Origin of the sequence: Snodgrassella sp. CS2 (assembly GCF_050310315.1) — a bacterium.
Classification (GTDB): Bacteria; Pseudomonadota; Gammaproteobacteria; order Burkholderiales; family Neisseriaceae; genus Snodgrassella; species Snodgrassella alvi_E.
In genome coordinates this window covers 263,366-286,012 of record NZ_JBNPBA010000003.1, presented here as the reverse complement: position 1 = coordinate 286,012, position 22,647 = coordinate 263,366, and the positions used below count along the sequence as shown (strand labels likewise).

The 22,647-nt window shown below is 40.8% G+C and carries 17 protein-coding genes; 11 read left to right on the top strand and 6 right to left on the bottom strand.

Annotated features, from left to right (window positions below; genetic code table 11):
* Positions 1–206 precede the first annotated feature (206 nt).
* The gene (locus ACQP6D_RS06560) at positions 207–563 is read right to left on the bottom strand and encodes a MerR family transcriptional regulator (RefSeq protein ID WP_100141207.1); all 357 of its coding nucleotides are present in this window, start codon (positions 561–563) and stop codon (positions 207–209) included.
* 141 nt (positions 564–704) lie between these two features.
* Between ACQP6D_RS06560 and ACQP6D_RS06555 the strand changes: the two genes are divergently transcribed.
* Positions 705–1,103 (top strand): carboxymuconolactone decarboxylase family protein, encoded by a 399-nt coding sequence (locus ACQP6D_RS06555; RefSeq protein ID WP_100141208.1) that lies wholly within the window; start codon positions 705–707, stop codon positions 1,101–1,103.
* A gap of 438 nt (positions 1,104–1,541) precedes the next feature.
* Here the strand turns inward: ACQP6D_RS06555 and uvrC are convergent, their stop codons facing one another.
* Positions 1,542–3,404 carry an excinuclease ABC subunit UvrC gene (gene uvrC, locus ACQP6D_RS06550; protein WP_267409029.1) on the bottom strand — a complete coding sequence of 621 codons (1,863 nt, stop codon included), beginning with the start codon at positions 3,402–3,404 and terminating at the stop codon, positions 1,542–1,544.
* 102 nt (positions 3,405–3,506) lie between these two features.
* On the bottom strand, positions 3,507–3,953 hold the full coding sequence (locus ACQP6D_RS06545) for a DUF4124 domain-containing protein (protein ID WP_267391943.1): 447 nt from the start codon (positions 3,951–3,953) through the stop codon (positions 3,507–3,509).
* A 193-nt stretch (positions 3,954–4,146) separates the two neighbouring features.
* On the opposite strand from ACQP6D_RS06545, the gene guaB reads away from it, so the two are divergent.
* From guaB to ACQP6D_RS06505, 8 genes are all read left to right on the top strand, one after another.
* Positions 4,147–5,607, top strand: a complete 1,461-nt coding sequence (guaB, locus tag ACQP6D_RS06540; protein ID WP_100141211.1) for an IMP dehydrogenase — start codon at positions 4,147–4,149, stop codon at positions 5,605–5,607.
* Positions 5,608–5,916: 309 nt separating this feature from the next.
* A complete protein-coding gene (carA, locus tag ACQP6D_RS06535; RefSeq protein ID WP_267404791.1) occupies positions 5,917–7,053 on the top strand; it encodes a glutamine-hydrolyzing carbamoyl-phosphate synthase small subunit in 1,137 nt (378 codons plus the stop codon).
* A 54-nt stretch (positions 7,054–7,107) separates the two neighbouring features.
* On the top strand, positions 7,108–7,785 hold the full coding sequence (gene leuE / locus ACQP6D_RS06530) for a leucine efflux protein LeuE (RefSeq protein WP_100151944.1): 678 nt from the start codon (positions 7,108–7,110) through the stop codon (positions 7,783–7,785).
* 70 nt (positions 7,786–7,855) lie between these two features.
* Positions 7,856–11,062 carry a carbamoyl-phosphate synthase large subunit gene (carB, locus tag ACQP6D_RS06525; RefSeq protein ID WP_427857728.1) on the top strand — a complete coding sequence of 1,069 codons (3,207 nt, stop codon included), beginning with the start codon at positions 7,856–7,858 and terminating at the stop codon, positions 11,060–11,062.
* 866 nt (positions 11,063–11,928) lie between these two features.
* A complete protein-coding gene (locus tag ACQP6D_RS06520; RefSeq protein WP_427857727.1) occupies positions 11,929–12,681 on the top strand; it encodes a Nif3-like dinuclear metal center hexameric protein in 753 nt (250 codons plus the stop codon).
* 160 nt (positions 12,682–12,841) lie between these two features.
* Positions 12,842–13,447 carry a glutathione S-transferase N-terminal domain-containing protein gene (locus ACQP6D_RS06515; RefSeq protein ID WP_100141216.1) on the top strand — a complete coding sequence of 202 codons (606 nt, stop codon included), beginning with the start codon at positions 12,842–12,844 and terminating at the stop codon, positions 13,445–13,447.
* Between the two features lie 25 nt (positions 13,448–13,472).
* On the top strand, positions 13,473–13,913 hold the full coding sequence (locus ACQP6D_RS06510; protein ID WP_369608426.1) for a ClpXP protease specificity-enhancing factor: 441 nt from the start codon (positions 13,473–13,475) through the stop codon (positions 13,911–13,913).
* Between the two features lie 422 nt (positions 13,914–14,335).
* Positions 14,336–14,623: a hypothetical protein gene (locus tag ACQP6D_RS06505; RefSeq protein ID WP_100141218.1), complete on the top strand. Its 288-nt coding sequence runs from the start codon at positions 14,336–14,338 to the stop codon at positions 14,621–14,623.
* Between the two features lie 81 nt (positions 14,624–14,704).
* On the opposite strand, the gene ACQP6D_RS06500 is transcribed toward ACQP6D_RS06505, so the two are convergent.
* Positions 14,705–15,337: a DUF2238 domain-containing protein gene (locus ACQP6D_RS06500; RefSeq protein ID WP_370389911.1), complete on the bottom strand. Its 633-nt coding sequence runs from the start codon at positions 15,335–15,337 to the stop codon at positions 14,705–14,707.
* A gap of 391 nt (positions 15,338–15,728) precedes the next feature.
* Between ACQP6D_RS06500 and ahpC the strand changes: the two genes are divergently transcribed.
* Complete coding sequence (gene ahpC / locus ACQP6D_RS06495) at positions 15,729–16,295, top strand: alkyl hydroperoxide reductase subunit C (protein ID WP_267409039.1); 567 nt, start codon at positions 15,729–15,731, stop codon at positions 16,293–16,295.
* A gap of 150 nt (positions 16,296–16,445) precedes the next feature.
* A complete protein-coding gene (ahpF, locus tag ACQP6D_RS06490; RefSeq protein WP_370389910.1) occupies positions 16,446–18,014 on the top strand; it encodes an alkyl hydroperoxide reductase subunit F in 1,569 nt (522 codons plus the stop codon).
* Between the two features lie 256 nt (positions 18,015–18,270).
* On the opposite strand, the gene cueO is transcribed toward ahpF, so the two are convergent.
* Positions 18,271–19,818 (bottom strand): multicopper oxidase CueO, encoded by a 1,548-nt coding sequence (cueO, locus tag ACQP6D_RS06485; protein WP_427857726.1) that lies wholly within the window; start codon positions 19,816–19,818, stop codon positions 18,271–18,273.
* A 169-nt stretch (positions 19,819–19,987) separates the two neighbouring features.
* Positions 19,988–22,647: autotransporter outer membrane beta-barrel domain-containing protein (locus ACQP6D_RS06480; protein WP_427857725.1), on the bottom strand; the 2,660-nt coding region annotated here is incomplete at its 5' end.

The following is a 22,647-nucleotide window of genomic DNA, read 5'->3' as shown; positions in this document are numbered from 1 at the left end:
TCCAGTCAGGCAACCAAAATAATGGCTCGTTATTTTATGATATATGTATATTTATTATGTGCCATTCTGGATATACAGTATCATTTTTAATAAAAAGTATCCTCTTTAGTTGAGATGTTATCGTGTTTGTTAATTTCCATTTTTAGTAGCAGTTTTTTTACTACATTATTAACCTTTTTAAAATTCAGAATTTACAATCTTTAGTTTTATTTGGTCAACTCGAGATAACTTTTAATTTTATGTTCGATAAATTTAATGTTTTCATTAAGCTTATCCTGCTCTTGATGTAAAGAATCCAATTGCTCAAAGAGGAGAACTAGTCTTTGTGGTATGGTTTTATTTCCCTGATAGCGCAACCTAGCATATTCCTGCATTTTTTTTATACTCATATCAGTTTTTTTCAGTCTGAGGATAAACTTCACCCAATTAATATCTTTTTCCGTATATACACGGCGATTATTTTGATCTCTAGTTGAAAATATTAATCCTTGTTTTTCGTAAAAGCGAAGTGTATCAATGGATAGACCACACAATTTTGAAAATTGACCAATTGAATATTGCATATTAGTTATCTATATTTTAATTACTTTATGTAATCGTTATTATATTTTGAAATTTTCAAATTACTAAAAAAATGGTGTTGACGTGGAGTGAACTCCAGCATTTATCCTAAATCTGTAATCAAAACTTAAAAGGGAAACAAAATGGCTGAATTAAATCGTTTTGAAACAGGTTTAAAAAATCTGGCAAAAGTGGACGAAGTCGGTGGTCAGGCTGTAATTGATTCATTAGCAGGTCTGTATGAAGATGTGGGTAAATATATCATTGAATTTGCTTTTGGTGACATCTATGAACGTGGGGTTCTGGATTTAAAACAAAGAGAAATGATTACTATCACTAGCTTGCTTACGCAAGGCGATACAGTACCGCAATTACACTTTCATATCAATAGTTCTTTGAATGTGGGCCTGACTCGAGAAGAAATCATTGAAACCTTCATTCAAGCTTTACCATATGTGGGTTTTCCTAGAGTACTGAATGCAGTTAATGTAGCAAAAGAAGTATTTAAGAAAAGAGATGAAGAAGGTAAAGTGGGTATTTAAAATATCTTTTTTTTTGAATCAATACATTTAGTTCAAACAAATCACTTCCATACAGCGAAGTGATTTTTTATTTAAGCTAGTAATCATTTTGATTGCTTAAAAGCATTTATTAGATAATATTTTAGGATAAATGATGGTATTGATTCAGGATTTGTATACATTATTATAATTTTTGAAAATTGACTAATTTGCAAAAATTCTCGACTGTATATCAGCAATAATTAAAGATAAATAAGCAATTAATCACATGGTGCAGAAAGACACAGAAACTATTTTATTCATATCTAACCAAGCAATATTGGTTAACGGAAAAAATAATAAATTCAAATTGCTGACCAGTAATGGTTTCTGTGTTTTGCAATATTTTATATTAGGCTGTTAATTAAAAAGTACTTAATTATTTATGTAATATAAATCTATACTAATTATATGTTTGTATTAATGTAGGGCAGCATATATTTTTTCAGCCAGTGCCTGACTGATTCCTTCTGTTTGGCTTAAGTCATGCACACTTGCAGCTACTACGCCACGCAACCCACCAAATCTTGTTAAAAGGGCTTGTCTGCGTTTGCTGCCGATACCAGGGATATTGTTTAGTGAAGAAGTAACTCTGGCTTTGGCTCGTTTCTGTCGATGGCCTGTGATGGCAAAACGATGTGACTCGTCACGTACTGTCTGCAATAAATGCAGTGCTGGATTATGTGGTTCCACACGGATATTGCGCTGTTGATGTGGAATGATAAGTTCTTCCAGACCGGCTTTGCGTTCCGGACCTTTGGCGATACCTACAATCGGAATATGAATACCCAGTTCCTGCCACACATCTAGAGCCATATGTACCTGACCTTTACCGCCATCAATCAATACTAAATCTGGCCAAGCGCCAATGCTGTCATCATTATCAGCCAGCCGTCCATAGCGACGGGTTAATACTTCTCGCATAGCTGCATAATCATCACCGGCTTTTGCTGTAGTAATATTATAGCGGCGGTACTTAGCTGGCTGCATAGCCTCATCCTCATATACTACACAAGATGCAATTGTAGCTTCCCCCTGTGTATGGCTGATATCAAAACATTCAATGCGATTCAGACTTTCTGCATCCATATCCAGTAATTGTGCTAGTGCTTCAATACGGTGTTGTTGGCTATGTTGTTGCAATCGATATTGTTCAATGGCCATTTGTGCATTACGTTCTGCCATCTGTAACCAAACACGTCTTTCTCCGACAGTATTATGTATAAACTGAATTTGCCGGCTGTTTTCTGCATTCAGTGCATCACATAAACTTTTAGGTAATTGAAAGTTACTGATTATAATATCTGGTTTGTTTTTACCTAAATAATGTTGAGCCACAAAAGCTTCACCGTAATGATTGAGCTTTTCAGTGACACGGAAGCGCGTATCTGGGAAAAAATTTTTATCCCCAACATGACGGCCACCGCGGATACTTACCCAATGGATACAAACAATATCGTTTTCTTCAGATAGTGCAAGTATATCAATATCATTCTGATTAGCTTGCTTGCTGTCAATAAATTGCTGGGATTGCATCAGCCCTAATGCTTGAATTTGATCTCGTACTTGCGCCGCTGTTTCGAAATCCAGTTGCTGAGCAGCCTGCTGCATTTTTTCATGTAGTGTGGCTGTTAATTCTCGGGTCTTGCCTTGTAAAAAACTAACAGCAGCTTTAACGCTACTCTGGTAGTCTTCTGCACTGATATGGCCGACACAGGGGCCGGAGCATCGTTTGATTTGATACAGAAGACAAGCACGGTCACGATGTTCAAATACGCTATCTTCACAGGTGCGCAGCCTGAAAACCTTTTGCAAAGTTTGGATACTGTTTCTGACCGCGTAGCCATTCGGATAGGGACCGAAGTATTGGTTTGGTTTTTTCAGATTACCGCGATAATAAGCCATCTGCGGAAAACGGTGACCGGTAAGCATCAGGTAGGGGTAGCTTTTATCATCGCGGAATAAAATATTATATTTGGGAGACAAAGCCTTGATAAAATTATTTTCCAGTATCAATGCTTCGGTTTCCGAATGTGTGGCCGTGACCTCTATTCGTGCTACCTGTTTTACCATTAGCTGAATTCGCGGTGACAGGTCGGTTTTTTGAAAATAACTGCTCACGCGGCGTTTCAAATTTACTGCTTTGCCAACATATAATACTTTGTCATGAATATCCAACATGCGATATACCCCCGGCACCAATGGCAGGTTTTTTAGAAACAGGGCTATATCAAATTTATTTTTATCTTCAGAGCTGGATGAAGTGTCAGCAATATCGGTCATGGTGGTGATTCGTTCAGGTTAGCAACTGTGCAGCCATAAAAAAAGTCCATAAGCTGCATACACAACTTATGGATGATGAGTGAAATAGTCAAGAGTAAAAAATTAATTACAATTCAGCCGCACATCTTCATCATATCGCTGAATCAGCGCATCGCGGTTATTGGTACGTAGGCTGTCGGCCATTTTGCGATTCATCTGTGCTGTTTTACAGGCAGATTCACGATTTTTCTTATTTTGTGCTTCAATTCTCTTATTCTGTTCATCGGTCTTTTTATTTTGTTCTTCAATTTTGCGGTTCAGTTGTGCTTGTTGCTCAGTTAGGGTGTCCGAACCAGCCTGAGCGCTGGGCTGCGGTGCAGCCAGCGGGGTGACAACTTGTGTGCGTACATTAAAACGCTGGGTTTTGGCCGGAGTCAGTTGTACTGGTGCGTCTGAATATTCATTTACGCCTTTCTTATCACGCCAGGTGTAAACTTCTACCGCACCTGCCATAATCGTGCTGCCCATCAGTACTACTGCCAGTGACATTTTCAGTATTTTGTGACGCATGTTTACTTTTCCTTCGCGTTTGAAAATATATGTTTTGACTATTATACGATAAAAAAACTTTTTGATTACCAATACACCAGATTGTACAGAATGTGTAAAAGTATATTTTGCCAGTATGTCGCGGATTTGTTAGAATTGCACGCCAGTTCTTCCATCTGAATCTTCCTCTTTCTTCAAATAAAGAAGCCCTAAAATGCGTATAGTCGAAAAAGCTTACACTTTTGACGACGTGCTACTCGTACCTGCTCATTCTGAAGTACTGCCGCGCGACGTTATACTTAAAACCCCTCTTACCCGTCATATTAGCCTGAATCTGCCACTTGTTTCTGCGGCAATGGATACGGTAACAGAAGCTAAACTGGCTATTTCTATGGCACAGGAAGGCGGAATTGGCATAATTCATAAAAACATGAGCCCGGAACGGCAGGCACGCGCTGTTGCTAATGTAAAACGTTATGAAAGTGGCGTGGTTAAAGACCCTGTTACTATCAGTCCAGACACGTTGATAGGGGATTTAATCGGCCCTGGTCGCAAATATAAAGTATCTAGCTTACCGGTATTGGAAAACGGTAAAGTAGTCGGACTGGTCACCAACCGTGATTTGCGCTTTGAACGCAATCTACAACAAAAAGTAGCCAGCATCATGACACCGCGTGAGCGTCTGGTTACAGTCAGTGAAACCACCAGCATCAATGATGCACGTGAACTAATGCATACGCATAAAATCGAACGTGTACTGGTGGTTAATGCTGACTGGGAATTAAAAGGTCTGATTACTGTTAAAGATATTCTGAAAAATACTGCTTTTCCTAATGCCAATAAAGACAGTGAAGGCCGTTTGCGTGTCGGTGCGGCTGTAGGCGTAGGTCATGATACAGAAGAGCGCGTAGCAGCTCTGGTACAGGCTGGTGTTGATGTACTGGTTGTAGATACTGCCCATGGACACAGCCAAGGTGTGATTGAGCGTGTACGCTGGGTAAAAGAGCATTATCCAGAAGTAGATGTTATCGGTGGTAATATTGCCACCGCTGCCGCTGCACGCGATCTCGTGGCAGCAGGAGCGGATGCGGTAAAAGTAGGTATTGGCCCCGGTTCTATCTGTACCACACGCATTGTAGCCGGTGTGGGTGTGCCGCAATTGACAGCTATTCATAATGTGGCCACTGCGCTGGCCGGAACGGGAGTACCGCTAATTGCTGATGGTGGTATCCGTTTTTCTGGTGATTTGGCCAAAGCTCTAGCTGCTGGAGCATCGTCTGTGATGCTTGGTGGTATGTTTGCCGGTACTGAAGAAGCCCCTGGTGAGATAGAACTGTATCAAGGACGCTCTTATAAATCTTACCGCGGTATGGGTTCAATGGGTGCTATGAGTCAGGGTTCTTCTGACCGCTATTTTCAAGATAATGTATCCAGTGCTGACAAATATGTGCCGGAAGGTATAGAAGGGCGAGTTCCTTATAAAGGGCCTATCAGCCAGATTATCCATCAACTGGTAGGTGGATTACGTTCAAGCATGGGTTATCTAGGATGTAAAACCATTCATGATATGCATGAGAAAGCGGAATTTGTGGAAATTACCGCCGCTGGTATGAGCGAATCGCATGTACATGATGTACAGATTACCAAAGAAGCACCGAATTACCATGTTCGCTGACAAATTGTTGTAAGATTTGATACTTGTGTAAAGGACAGCTTTCGGGCTGTCCGGCAATTTAATAAATATTTTCTCTTTTATTATTGATACCTGCATTGCCAAAGCAGGAAGGATTAGCTAAAATGCATTGCTTTCATGGCAGTGTAAGAAGCAGATTCTGCTGTCATATTCAAGCACGTAGCTCACGTATTTTTGCGTGAAGTGGCGTGTTTTTTTTTGCCTGCAAATGGTAAAGGAAAGCACAATTCATTACCCATAAAAACTGACTGTCGCTATAGCAACAGTCTGATTAAACCAAAGGACTCATCCATGACTACAAACGCAATTTTGGTGTTGGCTGATGGTTCCGTATTTCATGGTGTCAGCATTGGTGCAGCAGGGCAGGCAGTTGGTGAAGTTGTCTTCAACACCAGCATGACTGGCTATCAGGAAATTCTCACTGACCCGTCTTATACTCAGCAGATGGTAACGCTCACTTATCCGCATATTGGTAATACCGGTGTGAACAGTGAAGATACAGAAAGCAAACAAATTTATGCTGCTGGTTTGATTGTTCGTGATTTACCTCTTCTGCACAGTAATTTCCGTGCTGAAGAAAGTTTGGCTGATTATTTAAAACGTCATAACACTGTGGCAATTGCCGATATTGATACACGTCGTCTTACTCGTATGCTGCGTGATAAAGGTACTCAAGCCGGCTGTATTATAACTGGTAATGATACCAGCATTGACCAAGCACTGGAGCTAGCACGAACTTTCGGCAGCATGGCAGGTAAAGATTTAGCGCAACAAGTAAGCTGCACTACTCAGTATGAATTTACACAGGGAGAATGGCAGCTTGGACAGGGTTTTACACAGCCGCCGGCAGCTAAGTTTCATGTGGTTGCTTATGATTTTGGGGTTAAAACTAATATCCTGCGCATGTTGAGTGAACGTGGATGCCGATTAACTGTTGTACCTGCAACCACACCGGCAGCAGAGGTGCTGGCGTTGAATCCGGATGGTGTATTTCTCTCTAATGGCCCCGGCGACCCAGAGCCCTGTGATTATGCTATCAATGCCGTGCAAGAGATATTGGTTCATAAACTGCCGCTATTTGGTATTTGTTTGGGACATCAGCTTCTTGGCCTGGCACTGGGTGCTCAGACGCGTAAAATGCCTTTTGGTCATCATGGTGCCAACCATCCTGTACAGGATATGGATACAGGGCGTGTAGTGATTACTAGCCAGAACCATGGCTTCGAAGTAGATGCTGCTACCTTACCGGACAATGTTCGCATCACCCATAAATCATTGTTTGATGGTTCCCTGCAGGGCATCAGCCTGATTAACCAGCCGGCGTTTTCTTTTCAGGGGCATCCTGAAGCAAGCCCCGGACCGCATGATGTTTCCTACTTATTTGACCGTTTTATCGAACACATGCAGACAGCCAGACAGAGCAAATAATTTAATTTCATTCGCTACAAAATTGATAATTAGTATAAATAGACAGGAACACCCGTGTTTGGTATTACTGAGCTGGGAACGTACATAGTTGGTGCTGTTGCCATCATTTTGCTTCCTGGTCCTAATTCCATGTATTGTTTGGCCATGGCTGGAAAATATGGCGTGAGAACAGCATATTGTGCCGTCGCCGGTATATTTTTAGGCGACAGCGTGCTTATGCTGCTTTCAGCTACCGGTGCAGCGTCCATCATTAAAACCATTCCTGTCTTGTTTATGTTGCTGAAGCTGGTTGGTGGTGTGTATTTGTTTTATTTGGGGTGTCAGCTTTTACGTTCGGCACTCAGACAATGGCACCACCGTCGGCAGGCTGCCACGGCTTTCAGAGAATCATTGTATGAATCAACCAGTACGGAACCCTCGCCATCAGCACGCTATGTATTTCAGCATGCACTGTTGTTGAGCTTGTTAAATCCGAAAGCCATACTGTTTTTTTTGGCTTTCTTTGTCCAGTTTGTTGACCCGCATTACGCTTATCCTGCAATCAGCTTTCTGCTGCTGGCAATCATTCTGCAGCTATGCAGTATGACCTATCTGAGCATGCTTATTTTCAGCGGATTGTCATTGGTTAAATGGTTTCGTCATTATCAGCGACTGGCTGCGGGTGCAGTAGCCAGCATCGGACTGTTATTTATGGCGTTTGCACTGAAATTATGGATGGCCAGCATAGACTGAAGCACTCTATCAGTAAAAAATGCTGCCGTACTGCTAAATTAAACAGATAATCATTGATAAAGGTATCAATATGCCCAAGCGCACAGATCTAAAATCTATTCTTATTATTGGTGCCGGCCCCATTGTAATCGGTCAGGCATGTGAGTTTGACTATTCCGGTGCACAAGCATGCAAAGCATTACGCGAAGAAGGCTATAAAGTCATCCTTGTGAACTCCAATCCTGCCACTATCATGACCGATCCGGACATGGCCGATGTTACTTATATAGAGCCCATCATGTGGCAAACGGTCGCAAAAATTATCGAAAAAGAACGTCCGGATGCCATCTTGCCAACCATGGGTGGGCAAACAGCACTCAACTGTGCGCTAGACTTAGCGCACCAAGGTATCCTGAAACAATATCAGGTAGAATTGATTGGTGCTTCAGAGGATGCGATCGATAAAGCAGAAGACCGTGGCCGTTTCAAAGAGGCTATGAATAAAATCGGTTTGAATACACCGAAATCCTTTATCTGCCACAGTATGGAGCAGGCACTAGAAGCACAAACACAAGTGGGATTTCCGGCACTCATTCGGCCATCTTTCACTATGGGTGGCAGCGGCGGCGGTATCGCTTATAACAAAGATGAATTTATCAGCATCTGTGAACGCGGTTTCGATGCTTCACCTACACATGAACTGTTGGTCGAACAGTCCGTACTGGGGTGGAAAGAGTATGAGATGGAAGTCGTGCGCGACCGTGCCGACAATTGCATCATCATTTGCTCGATTGAAAACTTTGATCCATGCGGAGTCCATACCGGAGACTCTATTACTGTAGCGCCGGCACAGACTCTTACCGACAAAGAATACCAGCTTATGCGTGATGCATCGTTGGCTGTATTACGCGAAATAGGGGTCGATACAGGGGGTTCTAACGTTCAGTTTGCCATTAATCCGAATAATGGCGAGATGATAGTGATTGAAATGAATCCGCGTGTTAGCCGTTCATCAGCGCTCGCTTCTAAAGCCACGGGTTTCCCAATTGCCAAAATTGCTGCCAAATTAGCTGTTGGCTATACCCTGCATGAATTACAGAACGACATCACCGGCGGCCGAACTCCTGCTTCCTTTGAGCCAGCAATTGATTATGTTGTGACCAAAGTGCCGCGTTTTGCTTTTGAAAAATTTCCTGCAGCAGATGATCGTCTGACTACTCAGATGAAATCAGTAGGTGAAGTTATGGCCATCGGCCGTACTTTTCAGGAATCTATTCATAAAGCTTTACGCGGTCTAGAAGTAGGTTTGAGCGGTTTTACCAGCCGCAGTAATGATAGGGCAGTGATTCAGCGTGAATTGGCCAATCCTGGCCCAGAACGTATTCTGTATGTCGCCGACGCCTTCCGAGCCGGTTTTTCTCTTAACGAAATCCAGCAGATTTGCGCTATTGATCCATGGTTTCTGGCTCAAATTGCTGATTTAATTACAGAAGAGCAGCAACTATCTGGCCAGAAGCTTGATAACATTGATTACGCCAGCTTGCGTAGGCTGAAGCGCAAAGGTTTTTCAGATAAACGTCTGGCTCAGTTGCTGGCTTCTGATGAAACTAGTGTGCGACAGCATCGGCATCAGCTGAAGCTCCATCCAGTATACAAACGTGTTGATACCTGTGCAGCTGAATTTGCTACCGACACTGCCTATCTGTATTCCACATATGAAGAAGAGTGTGAGGCTGAGCCGAGTCAGCGAAAAAAAATCATGATTCTGGGTGGTGGACCAAACCGTATTGGGCAGGGTGTCGAATTTGATTATTGCTGTGTGCATGCCGCTTTGGCTTTGCGTGAATCTGGTTTTGAAACCATCATGGTTAACTGTAATCCTGAAACTGTGTCTACAGATTACGATACTTCCGATCGTCTGTATTTCGAACCACTCACACTCGAAGATGTGCTCGAAATTTGCCATACTGAGCAACCAGACGGCCTGATTGTACATTATGGTGGTCAAACGCCCCTTAAACTGGCGAATGAACTAGTAGCCAATGGTGTAAACATCATCGGAACTTCGGCAGATGCCATTGATGCAGCAGAAGACAGAGAACGTTTCCAGAAGATTTTGTATACTTTGAAATTGCGTCAGCCGGAAAACCGTACCGCACGTACTGAAAGCGAAGCATTACAGCTAGCAGAAGAAGTTGGTTATCCGTTGGTGGTACGTCCTTCTTACGTACTTGGTGGCCGTGCCATGCAGGTGGTACATTCAGCTAACGAACTACAAACCTATATGCGCGAAGCTGTGCAGGTATCCAACGACAGTCCGGTATTACTCGATTATTTCCTCAGTCATGCCATCGAAGTAGATGTAGATTGTGTCTGCGATGGGCAGCAGGTGGTAATTGGCGGCATTATGCAGCACGTAGAACAGGCTGGCGTACATAGTGGTGATTCTGCCTGCTCCATTCCGCCATATTCTTTGTCGCCTGCCATTCAGGATGAAATTCGTCGTCAAACAGCTGCTATGGCTAAAGAATTAAAAGTTGTTGGGCTGATGAACGTGCAATTTGCGGTACAGGATGATGTTGTCTACGTTTTAGAAGTCAACCCGCGTGCTTCACGTACTGTACCTTTTGTATCTAAAGCCACCAGCGTACCACTGGCTAAAATCGGTGCACGGGTTATGGCTGGCATATCACTTGCAGAGCAGGGCTTCACGCAGGAAATTATTCCAGAATTCTATGCAGTGAAAGAAGCCGTTTTCCCATTCATTAAATTCCCCGGTGTCGATACCATTCTGGGGCCAGAAATGCGTTCAACTGGTGAAGTGATGGGCGTAGGTGAAACTTTTGCCGAAGCTTATCTGAAAGCACAGCTTGGTGCTGGTGAACGTATGCCGGCCATCGGCAAAGTTTTCTTAGCTGTACGGGATGAAGACAAGTCCTCTGTCGTGCAGGTAGCCACTAATTTTCAGTCACTCGGCTATGGCCTTTGTGCCACGCGCGGTACTGCAGCTTTTCTGGCACAACATGGGATTAATGTACAGGTAGTTAACAAAGTTACCGAAGGCAGACCGCATATAGTCGATGCCATCAAAAATGGCGAAATTGCACTGGTAGTAAACACTGTTAGCAGTGATATGCAATCCATCCAAGACAGCCACTCGATTCGCCGCAGTGCACTCAATATGCGCGTGCCTCTGTATACTACTATTGCAGGCGCTCTGGCTATGAGCGAAGGTGTCAGCCAGTTGTCTCATACCCAAGTGTACAGTATTCAGAATCTGCATCAACGTGTTAAATAAATCATAATTTCAGATAATTTTTTATAAAGAATAAGGCCATTAGCTGTATTTATAACAGTTAATGGCTTTTTAAATATAAGTTATACATATCCAATTAATATTGATCTATTTTATGTTCAACTAAGAAATTAGCTTTCATAATATATAAAGCATGTAAATGCTAGAAAAAGCTTTGTATGTATTAATTGAAATAAGCTTTTAAGTACGCTTTTGTCGATGCTGCATGATGTATAAGATTGGCTTGTACATGCAAATTTGAATTTTCGAAATTATCGGTAGACTTATATGCTATTGTTATTTATCTGCTGATTATCCAGATTGGCAACAGGAAATGATTACAGTGTTCAGAGTGTTATCTTTTGATTATAAATTCGCTTTGAGAATGTATTTACATACTAGTTTAATCCAAACTTTCCTAATATGATTCTTTTTATAAAAACTCAAAAATTAAAATCAGTAGTTTTTCCCTGAAAACATTGAGGCAAAATAAGAGCAAGATTTTTGTAACTGTTTAAAGATGTAGATAGTATTGGTGTAGTTTTTGTCATAGTAAGTTTATCCTGTAGTATTTATTTTTGCGTTTCGCTACTGCTATTAATTTAGCTTATTAAGTAAATAAAATTTATGCAAACCCATTACATTTCCTTTTAAACAAGAATTTTTTAAATTGTATTTGTAGATCAATGTATTGAAATTTATTTATGTGTTATTCAAAACATGATTTTAAAATTAATACATGAAATTTGTTTGTACAATTTATAAAATGAATAATATAGCCAGTGCTATTAGGTTTCAATTTAATCAATTGTTTAATCTAGAATATATTATTAAGAAAAAGTCGTATTCATATTGATATAGGGTAATTCATGGCCAATAGAAATGAGATTTTAGACTGGTGTGCTACGCAACTTGATATAAACCAGTTTCGTGATTTTTGCCCCAATGGACTGCAGATAGAGGGCAAGAATGAGGTGAATAGGATCGTCTGTGCAGTCACTGCCAGTCAGGCAGCGATTGATTTTGCTGTCGCTCAGCAAGCAGATATGCTACTGGTACATCACGGTATGTTTTGGAAAAACGAAAATGCGGTTATTACCGGCTGGAAAAAACGTCGCATTCAGACGCTGTTATGCCATGAAATTAATCTTGCTGGCTATCATTTGCCACTGGATGCACACCAACGATGGGGTAATAACGTGCAGTTGGGGTTACGTATGGGTTGGCAGCTTGACGGATGTGGTGGGGAACAGAACCTGCTGCAATTCGGCACTCTGACTCATCCACAAACTCCGGTAGAGCTTGCTGAGCAGCTGGCACAAAATCTTGGTCGAAAACCGTTACTGTTAAGTACCAGGCCACAACAGCAGATTCGTAAACTGGGCTGGTGCACTGGTGGGGGTCAAAGTTTTTTTCAGCAGGCCATTGATACAGGAGTAGATGCTTTTATCACAGGTGAAGTATCCGAACCACAATACCATTTGGCACAGGAGTGCGGTGTTGTGTTTATCGCTGCCGGGCATCATGCAACTGAACGCTATGGTATTCAGGCTCTGGCGCAGGCTTTGGCAGCACAGTTTAACATCCACCAACAGTTTTTTGATGAACCCAATCCTGCATAGGTGCTGTAGTTATACAGAAGTAAGTTTTTTTAGAAAAAATTTTAATAAACATAAACTTAAGCTATTTTTCTGGTAAAAATAGAGTCATTTGTCTATAATTAGATAATTTTTTTGACACCACACTGTATTGATATTATACGGTAATTCTGGGAAATTAATCATGATGACATTATATGCGGGTATTACCTGCCCGTTTAGTCAGCGTTGCAGCTTTGTCCTGTATGAAAAGGGCATGGATTTTGAAATAAAAGATGTAGACGTTTACAATAAGCCTGAAGATTTGGCTGTGATGAACCCTTATAATCAGGTACCCGTGCTAGTGGAGCGTGACCTGATTCTGTATGAATCCAATATTATTAATGAATACATTGATGAACGTTTTCCTCATCCGCAGCTGATGCCGGCAGATCCGGTTATGCGCGGCCGCGGCCGTCTGGTTTTGTATCGGCTGGAAAAGGAACTGTTCAGCCATGTACTGGTATTGGAAAATCCAGAATCCAGTAATAAAGAAATGAATAAAGCCCGCGAAGCCATTACACAGGGGCTGACTATGCTGGCACCGGCATTTAGCAAGAATAAATACATTATTGGTGATGATTTTTCCATGATTGATGTGGCACTGGCACCGTTGTTATGGCGTTTGGATCACTACGACATTAAGTTGCCAAAATCGGCAGCACCTTTGCTGAAATATGCAGAACGTATTTTCCAGCGTGAAGCTTTCATTGATGCATTAACACCGGCAGAGAAGGCCATGCGTCGTTAAGCATTCTTGATAAAGGGAGAACACAATGAGCAAACTGAGTACTAAACCTTACATTCTACGCGCTCTGTATGAGTGGGCGCTGGACAGTGGTTATACACCGCACATTGTTGCATGGGTAAATGATAAAACCCAAGTCCCTCTTCAGTATGTTCGAGATAATGAGATTGTGCTCAATATCGGTGCTGTGGCAGCGCATAATCTGAATATTGATAATGAGTGGGTAAGCTTTGCAGCTCGTTTCAACGGTATATCGCATGATATCTGGATTCCAGTCGGACATGTTACTAGTCTGTTTGCTCGGGAAACTGGTGAGGGAATGGGCTTCGAATTAGAGCCGCTTACTGATGAAAAAGCATCGATTTCTACATCCGAAGAGACTTTTGATACGAAAAATAGCTCTGAAAAAATTCCGGCTGCTGAAAGTAATCAGTCTGGCGGGAAAAAAGGGCTAAAAATTGTCAAATAAATGAATTTATTTACTAATTTTTGAGTCTGTCAAAAGCAAAAGGCTGAAATGGATTAATTTCAGCCTTTTTTGATTTTTATATTCAAATGTTTTTTCCAACATGTATTACATTTCAATTACTCAAAAATATCCAAGCAATCGGATATAAATTTATTTTTAATAAATTTTTTTACATTCTCAATCAAATCAGTTAATACTAAACATTTTTATTTCAAGCAACTAGTATTTTTGATGGTTGTTTTCACGACAATTTTTAATCATCACTATGAGGAAGTAAAATATATATTATTTCCTGTTTTTAAAATCATATTTAAATGAATGATACTTCATTGTAAAAGTAATATAGGTTAGAATAAGTACCATTAAGTAATTAAACTTTACAATTGATTTCCTCTGCTTTACATGTACTGGAGTTTGAACTTATGAACCAAACTACTGAATCTGCTGCAGTTGGTAAGGATTTAAGTGAACAGCTGACGCATAAAGAACAAAAATTTAAACGGGTAAAATTTTATTTTAATGCAATTTTTGCTTTATGCTTTATCGTTTTTGCTTTGGGTTTGGTGTGGATGAATGTTATGGCTATAGCCAGTTCATTTATCACAGCGATGATGTTTGGTATGGCTTATCTGGGTGTGATTATGATTTTTGAAGAAGATATCAAAGAAATCAAAATCAAGCTGGAAAAAAGTGCATCAGTTAATATTTGACTCTTTTTTGATTAGTGGATATTGTTTCTGTACTTTTATTTGAACAAAATAGAGCATAAACTATTTTAGGATAAATAAACATTATTTACTTTGATGCATGGAGTGAAAGGTTTTTTCTTCGTTCTCTGGCTGTAAATGACGTTTACTGAAGTAGAGATAAATCAGCATGCTGCTGGCGCCGATTAGACACCATAGCATATCTTTCTGAGTATCCCATACATCGCCTTGTGTACCCAGAAAAGCGACAGCTTCCTGATTACTGATTTCTGCTACCATCCATTCGAATAGCTCATAAATGGCACTGATAGCCATACATACACAGCCACTTAGAAAGACTACCCAACTACGTTGGCGTACGATGTGTAAGCCCCAGAGTAATTCGCTGGCGATAATGGCAGGTGAGAAACCCTGAAAAAAATGGCCTAATTTATCGTAATTATTTCGTGACCAGCCAAGCAAGCTGCATAGGTAATTAAATACTGGTTCTTGTGCATAGGTGTAATGGCCTCCGATCAATAAAATTAATGCATGAATCAGTACGACCCAGTACATCAATTCACTGAAGCGGAAACGGGAATAGGTACATATAAGTATTGCAACACCTATCAAAGCCGGAAATATTTCTAGCCCCCAAGTGGGATAGTCATGTGGCTGATAGCCAGACCATACTAAAACTACTAGGAATAAGGCTAATTGCAGAATATGACTTTTCATAGGTTTCTGCCCCTGCATATGACTGGTTAGGATGTACAGTCAAATCTGTCCCGTAATAATAGAAATCAAAACTTAGATTTCAATATGTAATCAAATATATAGGCTTGATTTAATTATTATAGTCTGGTTTTAATTGTGAATGAAATACTCAGAGAAACAATGATTTCAAAAGTCGTCTTAGTTTCAGTTTCCATTATCTGCTCAGTAGAATGGATTAAATAATCATTTTCTCAATGCTTTTTAATAATTGTCAGAGGTTAAAAAATCAAATATCTGATTTTTATAAATAAAAAAAACTATCACTTACATAAAATCATTTGATTATATTTATTGAAGAATTTTGTGTAATATACGTTCATAAATTAATTCAACCTTTTTTAAGGAGATACTTATGGTTGCTAATGTAAATACTGAAATTAAACCTTTTAATACCACTGCTTTTCATAATGGTAAATTTGTTGATATCAGTGAAGCTGATGTGAAAGGTAAATGGTCTGTATTCTTTTTCTACCCAGCTGACTTTACTTTTGTTTGCCCTACTGAATTAGGTGATCTAGCTGATCATTATGATGAATTGCAGAAAATGGGTGTGGAAGTATACTCTGTATCTACCGATACACATTTCACTCATAAAGCTTGGCATGATACTTCTGATACCATTGCTAAAATCAAATATTTTATGCTGGGCGACCGTAATGGTACGCTGGCTACTAATTTTGGTGTAATGCGCGAAGGTCAAGGTTCTGCTGACCGTGCTACTTTCTTGGTAGACCCTCAAGGTATCATTCAGAGTGTGGAAGTGACTGCTGAAGGTATCGGACGTGAAGCATCTGATTTGGTACGTAAAGTTAAAGCTGCCCAGTATGTAGCATCTCATCCGGGTGAAGTATGTCCGGCTAAATGGAAAGAAGGAGATAAAACACTGGCTCCTTCTTTGGAACTGGTTGGTAAAATTTAAGCACTTAAACACACACATCTTATCTGCTGTTAATTAGCAGCCATTCAGTCCGGATACCGGCTGCGGTATCTGGGCTTTTTAGTAAAATAAATATACAGGCTATCAAAAATAGAATATCGATTGTTATTTTTAATGTAATGGAGCAGTAATATGTTAGACGACACCCTGAAAAGCCAATTAAAAGCTTATTTAGAATATGTAACCAGACCGGTTGAAATCATAGCAACTCTGGATGAAAGTGCAGGTGCTCGCGACATGCTGGCACTGTTACAAGATGTAGAAGCACTTAGTGATAAAGTTACCTTACGCACTGATGGTGAGTCTGAACGTAAGCCCAGTTTTGAAATTACCAATCCGGGTACACATACCGGACTGATATTCGCCGGTAACCCGATGGGACATGAGTTTAGTTCACTGGTGCTGGCCTTATTACAGGTAGGCGGACATCCTTCTAAAGAAGCAGAATCTTTGCAGCAGCAGATTAAAAATCTGCAAGGCAACTATCACTTTGAAACTTATTATTCAATTACATGTCATAATTGTCCAGATGTAATTCAGGCGCTGAATCTGATGACTATTCTTAATCCGAATATCACGCATACAGCAATTGACGGAGCTCTGTTTCAGGATGAAATTGAAGCCAAACAGATTATGGGTGTGCCGGCTGTTTTTCTGAATGGCGAGTCGTTTGGTCAGGGGCGGATGGAGCTTGCTGAAATAGTAGCTAAACTGGATAGCAATGCCGCCAGTGATGTTGTAGATGAATTGAATGCCAAGGCACCCTTTGATGTGTTGATTGTTGGTGGCGGACCAGCGGGTGCAGCAGCTGGAGTATATGCTGCACGTAAGGGTATCCGTACAGGAATAGTGGCAGAACGTTTTGGTGGGCAGGTACTGGATACGCTTGAGATTGAAAATTATATTTCGGTATTGACAACAGATGGTCCGCGGTTTGCTCGTGATCTGGAAAGCCATGTACGCAGTTATGATGTCGATATTATGAATCTGCAAAAAGTCAGTGCACTGGTACCGGCTAAAACTGAAGGTGGCCTGATTGAAGTACATACCGAAAGTGGTGCTGTGCTGAAATCTCGTACAGTAATTCTTTCTACAGGTGCTCACTGGCGTTCGATGAATGTACCGGGTGAACAGGAGTACCGAACTAAAGGTGTTACCTATTGTCCGCATTGCGATGGCCCGTTATTTAAGGGTAAAGATGTAGCTGTAATAGGCGGTGGTAATTCTGGAGTAGAAGCTGCGATTGATCTGGCTGGTGTGGTGAAGAGCGTCACCTTGCTCGAATTTTCCGATAAAATGCGTGCAGATGAAGTTTTGCAGCATAAACTAAACAGTTTGCCCAATGTAAAAGTTATCTTAAATGCCCAGACAACTGAAGTTACCGGTGCTGAAGGTAAGGTTAATGGTTTGAATTATCAGGACAGAACTACCAATACAGCTCATCATTTAGCTTTAGAGGGTATTTTTGTTCAGATTGGTCTGCTGCCCAATACCAGCTTTTTGCAGGGTACCGTTGAGTTAACTGAACCCATGCATGAAATTGCAATTGACCGCTATGGTAAAACGAGCGTACCCGGTGTCTTTGCTGCCGGTGATTGTACTAATGTACCTTATAAACAAATTATTATTGCTGCCGGTGAAGGGGCAAAAGCAGCATTAAGTGCTTTTGATTATCTAATTCGCACCAGTGCACCACAATAACTGTTTTTTATTATTTATCCCTCAAAATTTGCTGTTTTGAGGGATATTTCTATTCTAACCAAATATAGATTGTTTCGGATTGCCTGCAGCTTTCCGAGAGTATTCAACAAACCTTGTTTGAAAAAATCGCAGCAGTAATAAATCTATTCTCGTATGTGCAACTGAGTAGCGAGGATATAATAATATTTATCAGCTGTGTGTTCTTTCGTTTCTAATTTAGTACAAATTGTTCCATTTTTTGAACTTATTATTTGATTCATACCGTAAAACTTAGCATCATGCCAGTATCCTCATGTTCGAGTATATGACAATGTGCCATGTAGGGGAAACTAGATGGAGCAGGGTGGTTGAATTTGACCAATACTTTGCTTACAGCACCTTCTACACTGACTATATCTTTCCACCCTGCACGATGAGCTGGCGGAATTTTACCGTTTTCACTTAAGATCCTGAATTGAGTACCGTGTATATGGAAGGGGTGTAGCATCATATCGCCTACACCGGATATTTCCCAGCATTCATACTGTCCTTTATTAGCTTTAAAGGCTGGTGTGTGGATATCAAAAGTCTGTCCGTTAATCCGATTTGCATGCATCAAATCTAAATCAGCCATGTTTGCCTGCATATTATGATGCATCACAGCCATATTTCCGTGGTTTGCAGGCATGTGATGCATGGATGAGTCGCCGGAAAGTTGCTGTAAAGCCTGCATGCCAAGAGTGTCCAGCTGTGAATCCATAGACAATTTAAATTGTCTATTAGTTAGAAGAGCTACAGAAGGGATGGCAGGTAGCTTATTGTTAAGCTGTTCCGGCAAAGTGGCGTTGTTCCGAGTAGGTACGGTGGCCATTTGGATAATTGGGTAGGGCTGATCAAAAGGAGCTAGATTCATGCCCATTTGCTTTACTGGCAATGTCAGTAGGTCAAATGCCTGTCCATTGCTTGTATCAATCAGTACTTCAAAACGTTCAGCCGGCAACATGTACAGATTCTGCACTGCTACCGGTTCAGGCAGAAAGCCTCCATCACTGGCAATAACATACATCGGCCGGTTATCACTGCATGCCAGATTCAGGCTTCTGGCGTTACAGCCGTTGAGCAGACGCAGTCGTAGCCAGCCACGTGGCGCATAATGTTGAGGATACAGCTGCCCATTACACAGCAGAGTATCGCCAAACCAGCCCACAGCAGCACTTAGTACATTAAGCTGATAATCAATCTGCCCATTTTCATCAAATTTTTTATCCTGAATTATCAGCGGAATATCATCTATTCCCCAGTTTTTAGGTAATGGCAAGCTGGTGCTGTTGGCATCTTCTAGCAAAAGCATACCGGCCAGCCCCATGGCTACTTGTTTTCCAGAATGCATATGCGGATGCGGATGATACCAGCAGGTTGCAGCCTGTTGTATTGAAGTAAGGTTGATTTGCCGTGTTTGTCCGGCTTCAATGCTTGCTTGTGGCCCACCATCAGCGATACCTGATATTTCCATTCCATGCCAGTGTACTGTAGTGGCTTCGTTAAGACGGTTATGTACTGTAATCTGCACAGGTTTTTTTCGGTACAAGCGAATTACAGGCCCGAGTAAAGCACCATTGTAGCCCCATGTGGTAATCAGATTTTTGCCAAACTGGCTTTTGCCTTGCTGTACGGTAAGTTGAATTTTAGTTTGTTTGGCAGTGTCCAGCAAAGGCGGGATTATCAGCTTCGGCAAGGCTGCATTTCCCTTGGCAAAAGCCGGCCATGGCAGGCCGGCTGCTGCTCCTAATAATGTGGAATATTTGAGAAAATCACGTCTGTTCATGATAATTCCTCTATAAAAATAAATAGCTTAAACCTTTACGTGTAGGTAAGGTCAAGCTATTCTGCCAAATTTTTTTTCTATAATTAAAAAAACAGGACAAAACCTTTTGCAGTTTTGTCCTGTTGCGAACCTGTTATTGCATCATACTGTCAATTTTGCAATTACAGGTTTATAACCAAGTATATTTATAACCCATTGTGCCCTTGAAACCTTTACGTTTGTCGCTACCAAAGTTTTTCTCGTAACGTACATCTCCGTAAAAATCACTCTGTTTGGTAATTGGCAGTTGAATACCCAAACCGAGCTCTCCCCATGTTTTAGCATATTCTTCTTTCAAGCTATCGCGGCCAATATCAACAGATTTTGGATTAACGAAATCATGCCAGATATTCGCAACGCCATAGAATGATGAAGGTGGTAAATTATCCGTTACATCACCGTTATAGCCAAAGCGCATACCTACACGACCGCGCAATGCGGATGGGTCGTGCTGATCAACATGGCGAATACGGTCATTAAAATCATCCAGAGACAAATACTGATAAACCAACTGAGCCTGTGGTTCGATAAACCAGTTGTTACCATAAACAATGAAAGATTTTCCAGTTTCAGCGGATAATGCTGCACCCCAGCCATTTTGATGCTCGGATTCATTAGAGCGTGCACTATATTTATTACGTAGATAAGTTACCTGGCCTACAAGATCTACATAGCCACCATTAATACCGTAGAATGTACCATAGCCACCAACACTTACTGCATCCGTACGGCCTTTACCATTGTAGTGGTCATCTACAACTCTACCGTTTTCTGCGCGATATTGATCTCGGAAGTCATTTTCATTATGACCATAAGCTACATAGCCACCTACATGTCGGCGTGTACCATTTTTATCGTTTTCATCCAATATAAAATCGTGACCAATTTGAAGAACAGACTGATTTCCGGCTGTATCCAAACGTTTCTTACCATCTTTATCCAGATGTTTTACAACTACTCTGGCCCAAGTTTGCTGTTGGTCTTCACCTAGAGCCGTATTATTGGTACCGTTGATATTGTAAGTCTGATTTTCACTACGACGTTCATGCAATGTACCGATCGTAGTAAAGCCTAGTTCCATATCTGCTGTAGGCATTTGTACATAGCCTGATACCGGTTCTGCATAAATGGGTACTTCAGGTGGATTGGGTTTGTCTGGACCAGTTTTGCCCTTAGCTTTTAAAGTCCATGCATAATCTGTTCCTGCTGAACCATCCGCACGGGTTGTGTTGATTTTTTCAAGCTGTGCTTCACCGGCATTTGTAGTTGGAGCTTTACCTGTAAAGTCACTTCCTGTTGTTTGTCCGTCTACGTGTACAACGACAGCAGAATGGATAGGTATTTCTTTCTGCGTTACATCACCATAGATTCCATTTTTATTGGCTGTATGTACAGTTGTCGGTTTATTCCCGATTACATTTCCAGCAATGTCTACACGGTCACTGTAAGTGGTGCCATCCTTATTCCAGAACGTATTAACGTACATCTGACCACCACCCGTATAGTCACCTTTTACTGTTATGCTATGGTATTTATCTTTATCTGCAGCATCTACTGAAGGAATCTCTGGAAATTTAATCGTTCCTTTGCTGTTTGTCAGATTGGTAAGCACAGAATTGCCGGTATTTGTCCAAATACCCTGGTTATCAAGATCAATTTTTCCGTTTTTGGCAAAACCTGAATTACTGGTGGTACCGGTAAAGTTTCCAGTGTTTACGCCTATAATTGAACCAGAATTGGCATTGATAAGATTACCATCAAAATCAGCGGTGTTACTAAATGATATCAAACCGGAACTAGTTGCATCATTAGTTACATCTGTTCGAAGTATATGATTATTGATGACCGAAACTTCACCAGTTCCAGAGTTGGTAATCTGTGCAGGAGAGCTTACCCCCTGATTGATAAAACTGATCTTACCAGAGCGGTTATTAATAATATTACTGCTGAGATTACCTGAGCTTTCATTGCTGATTTTGATTGCCCCTGAAGCATCGTTACGGATAGTACTTGTTAGTGTCTTTCTATTGATAATCTCAATATTATTATCATCTGATCCTTTGCTTTCACCCAAATTAGCTATTAAACCACCCAAAACATCATCGTTTGTAATTTGGATATTACCTTTTTTGGTATTCGTAATTTCGCTATCAAGATGACCATCCAGATTATTATGAATTTCTATAGTACCTTCATCATTGTTAGTAATCTTATTTCCATTCATTTGACCATTATTTTCTACTATAAGCGTACCGGTACCATTATTATCAAATGCTCTGCTCATAATATGGTTATTGGTAATCTTTAAAGTGCCGTTATTCAAATTGTTAATTTTTCCGGTACTGCTGCTGACTCCTGTAGCTTGGTTATCAATATTACCGTTGTTTATCAGAGATATTATTCCGGAACTTTCATTAGAAATATCACCATCTAGCTCACCATCAGCATTATTGGTAACCTCGATACTACCCGTTCCTTGGTTAGTGATATTGCCGGTAATTTTTCTGTTATTAATAATATTAATATTATCAGTATCAGAAAGCCCTTTAGCCCCAGTATTCGTAATGGGTCCGCTTAAGATATTGTTATTAACAATCTTGATGGCACCGGTGGAAGTGTTGCTAATGGAACCAGAAATAATGCCGGAAGCATTATTCTTTACAAGAATACTACCAGCACCATCGTTATTAATATGACTGGTCAGATTTTTGTTATTTTCAACCGAAATATTGTCAGTAGAGCGTAGACCGCCCTTATTGATAATATTTCCGCCCATAGTATTATTGTTGA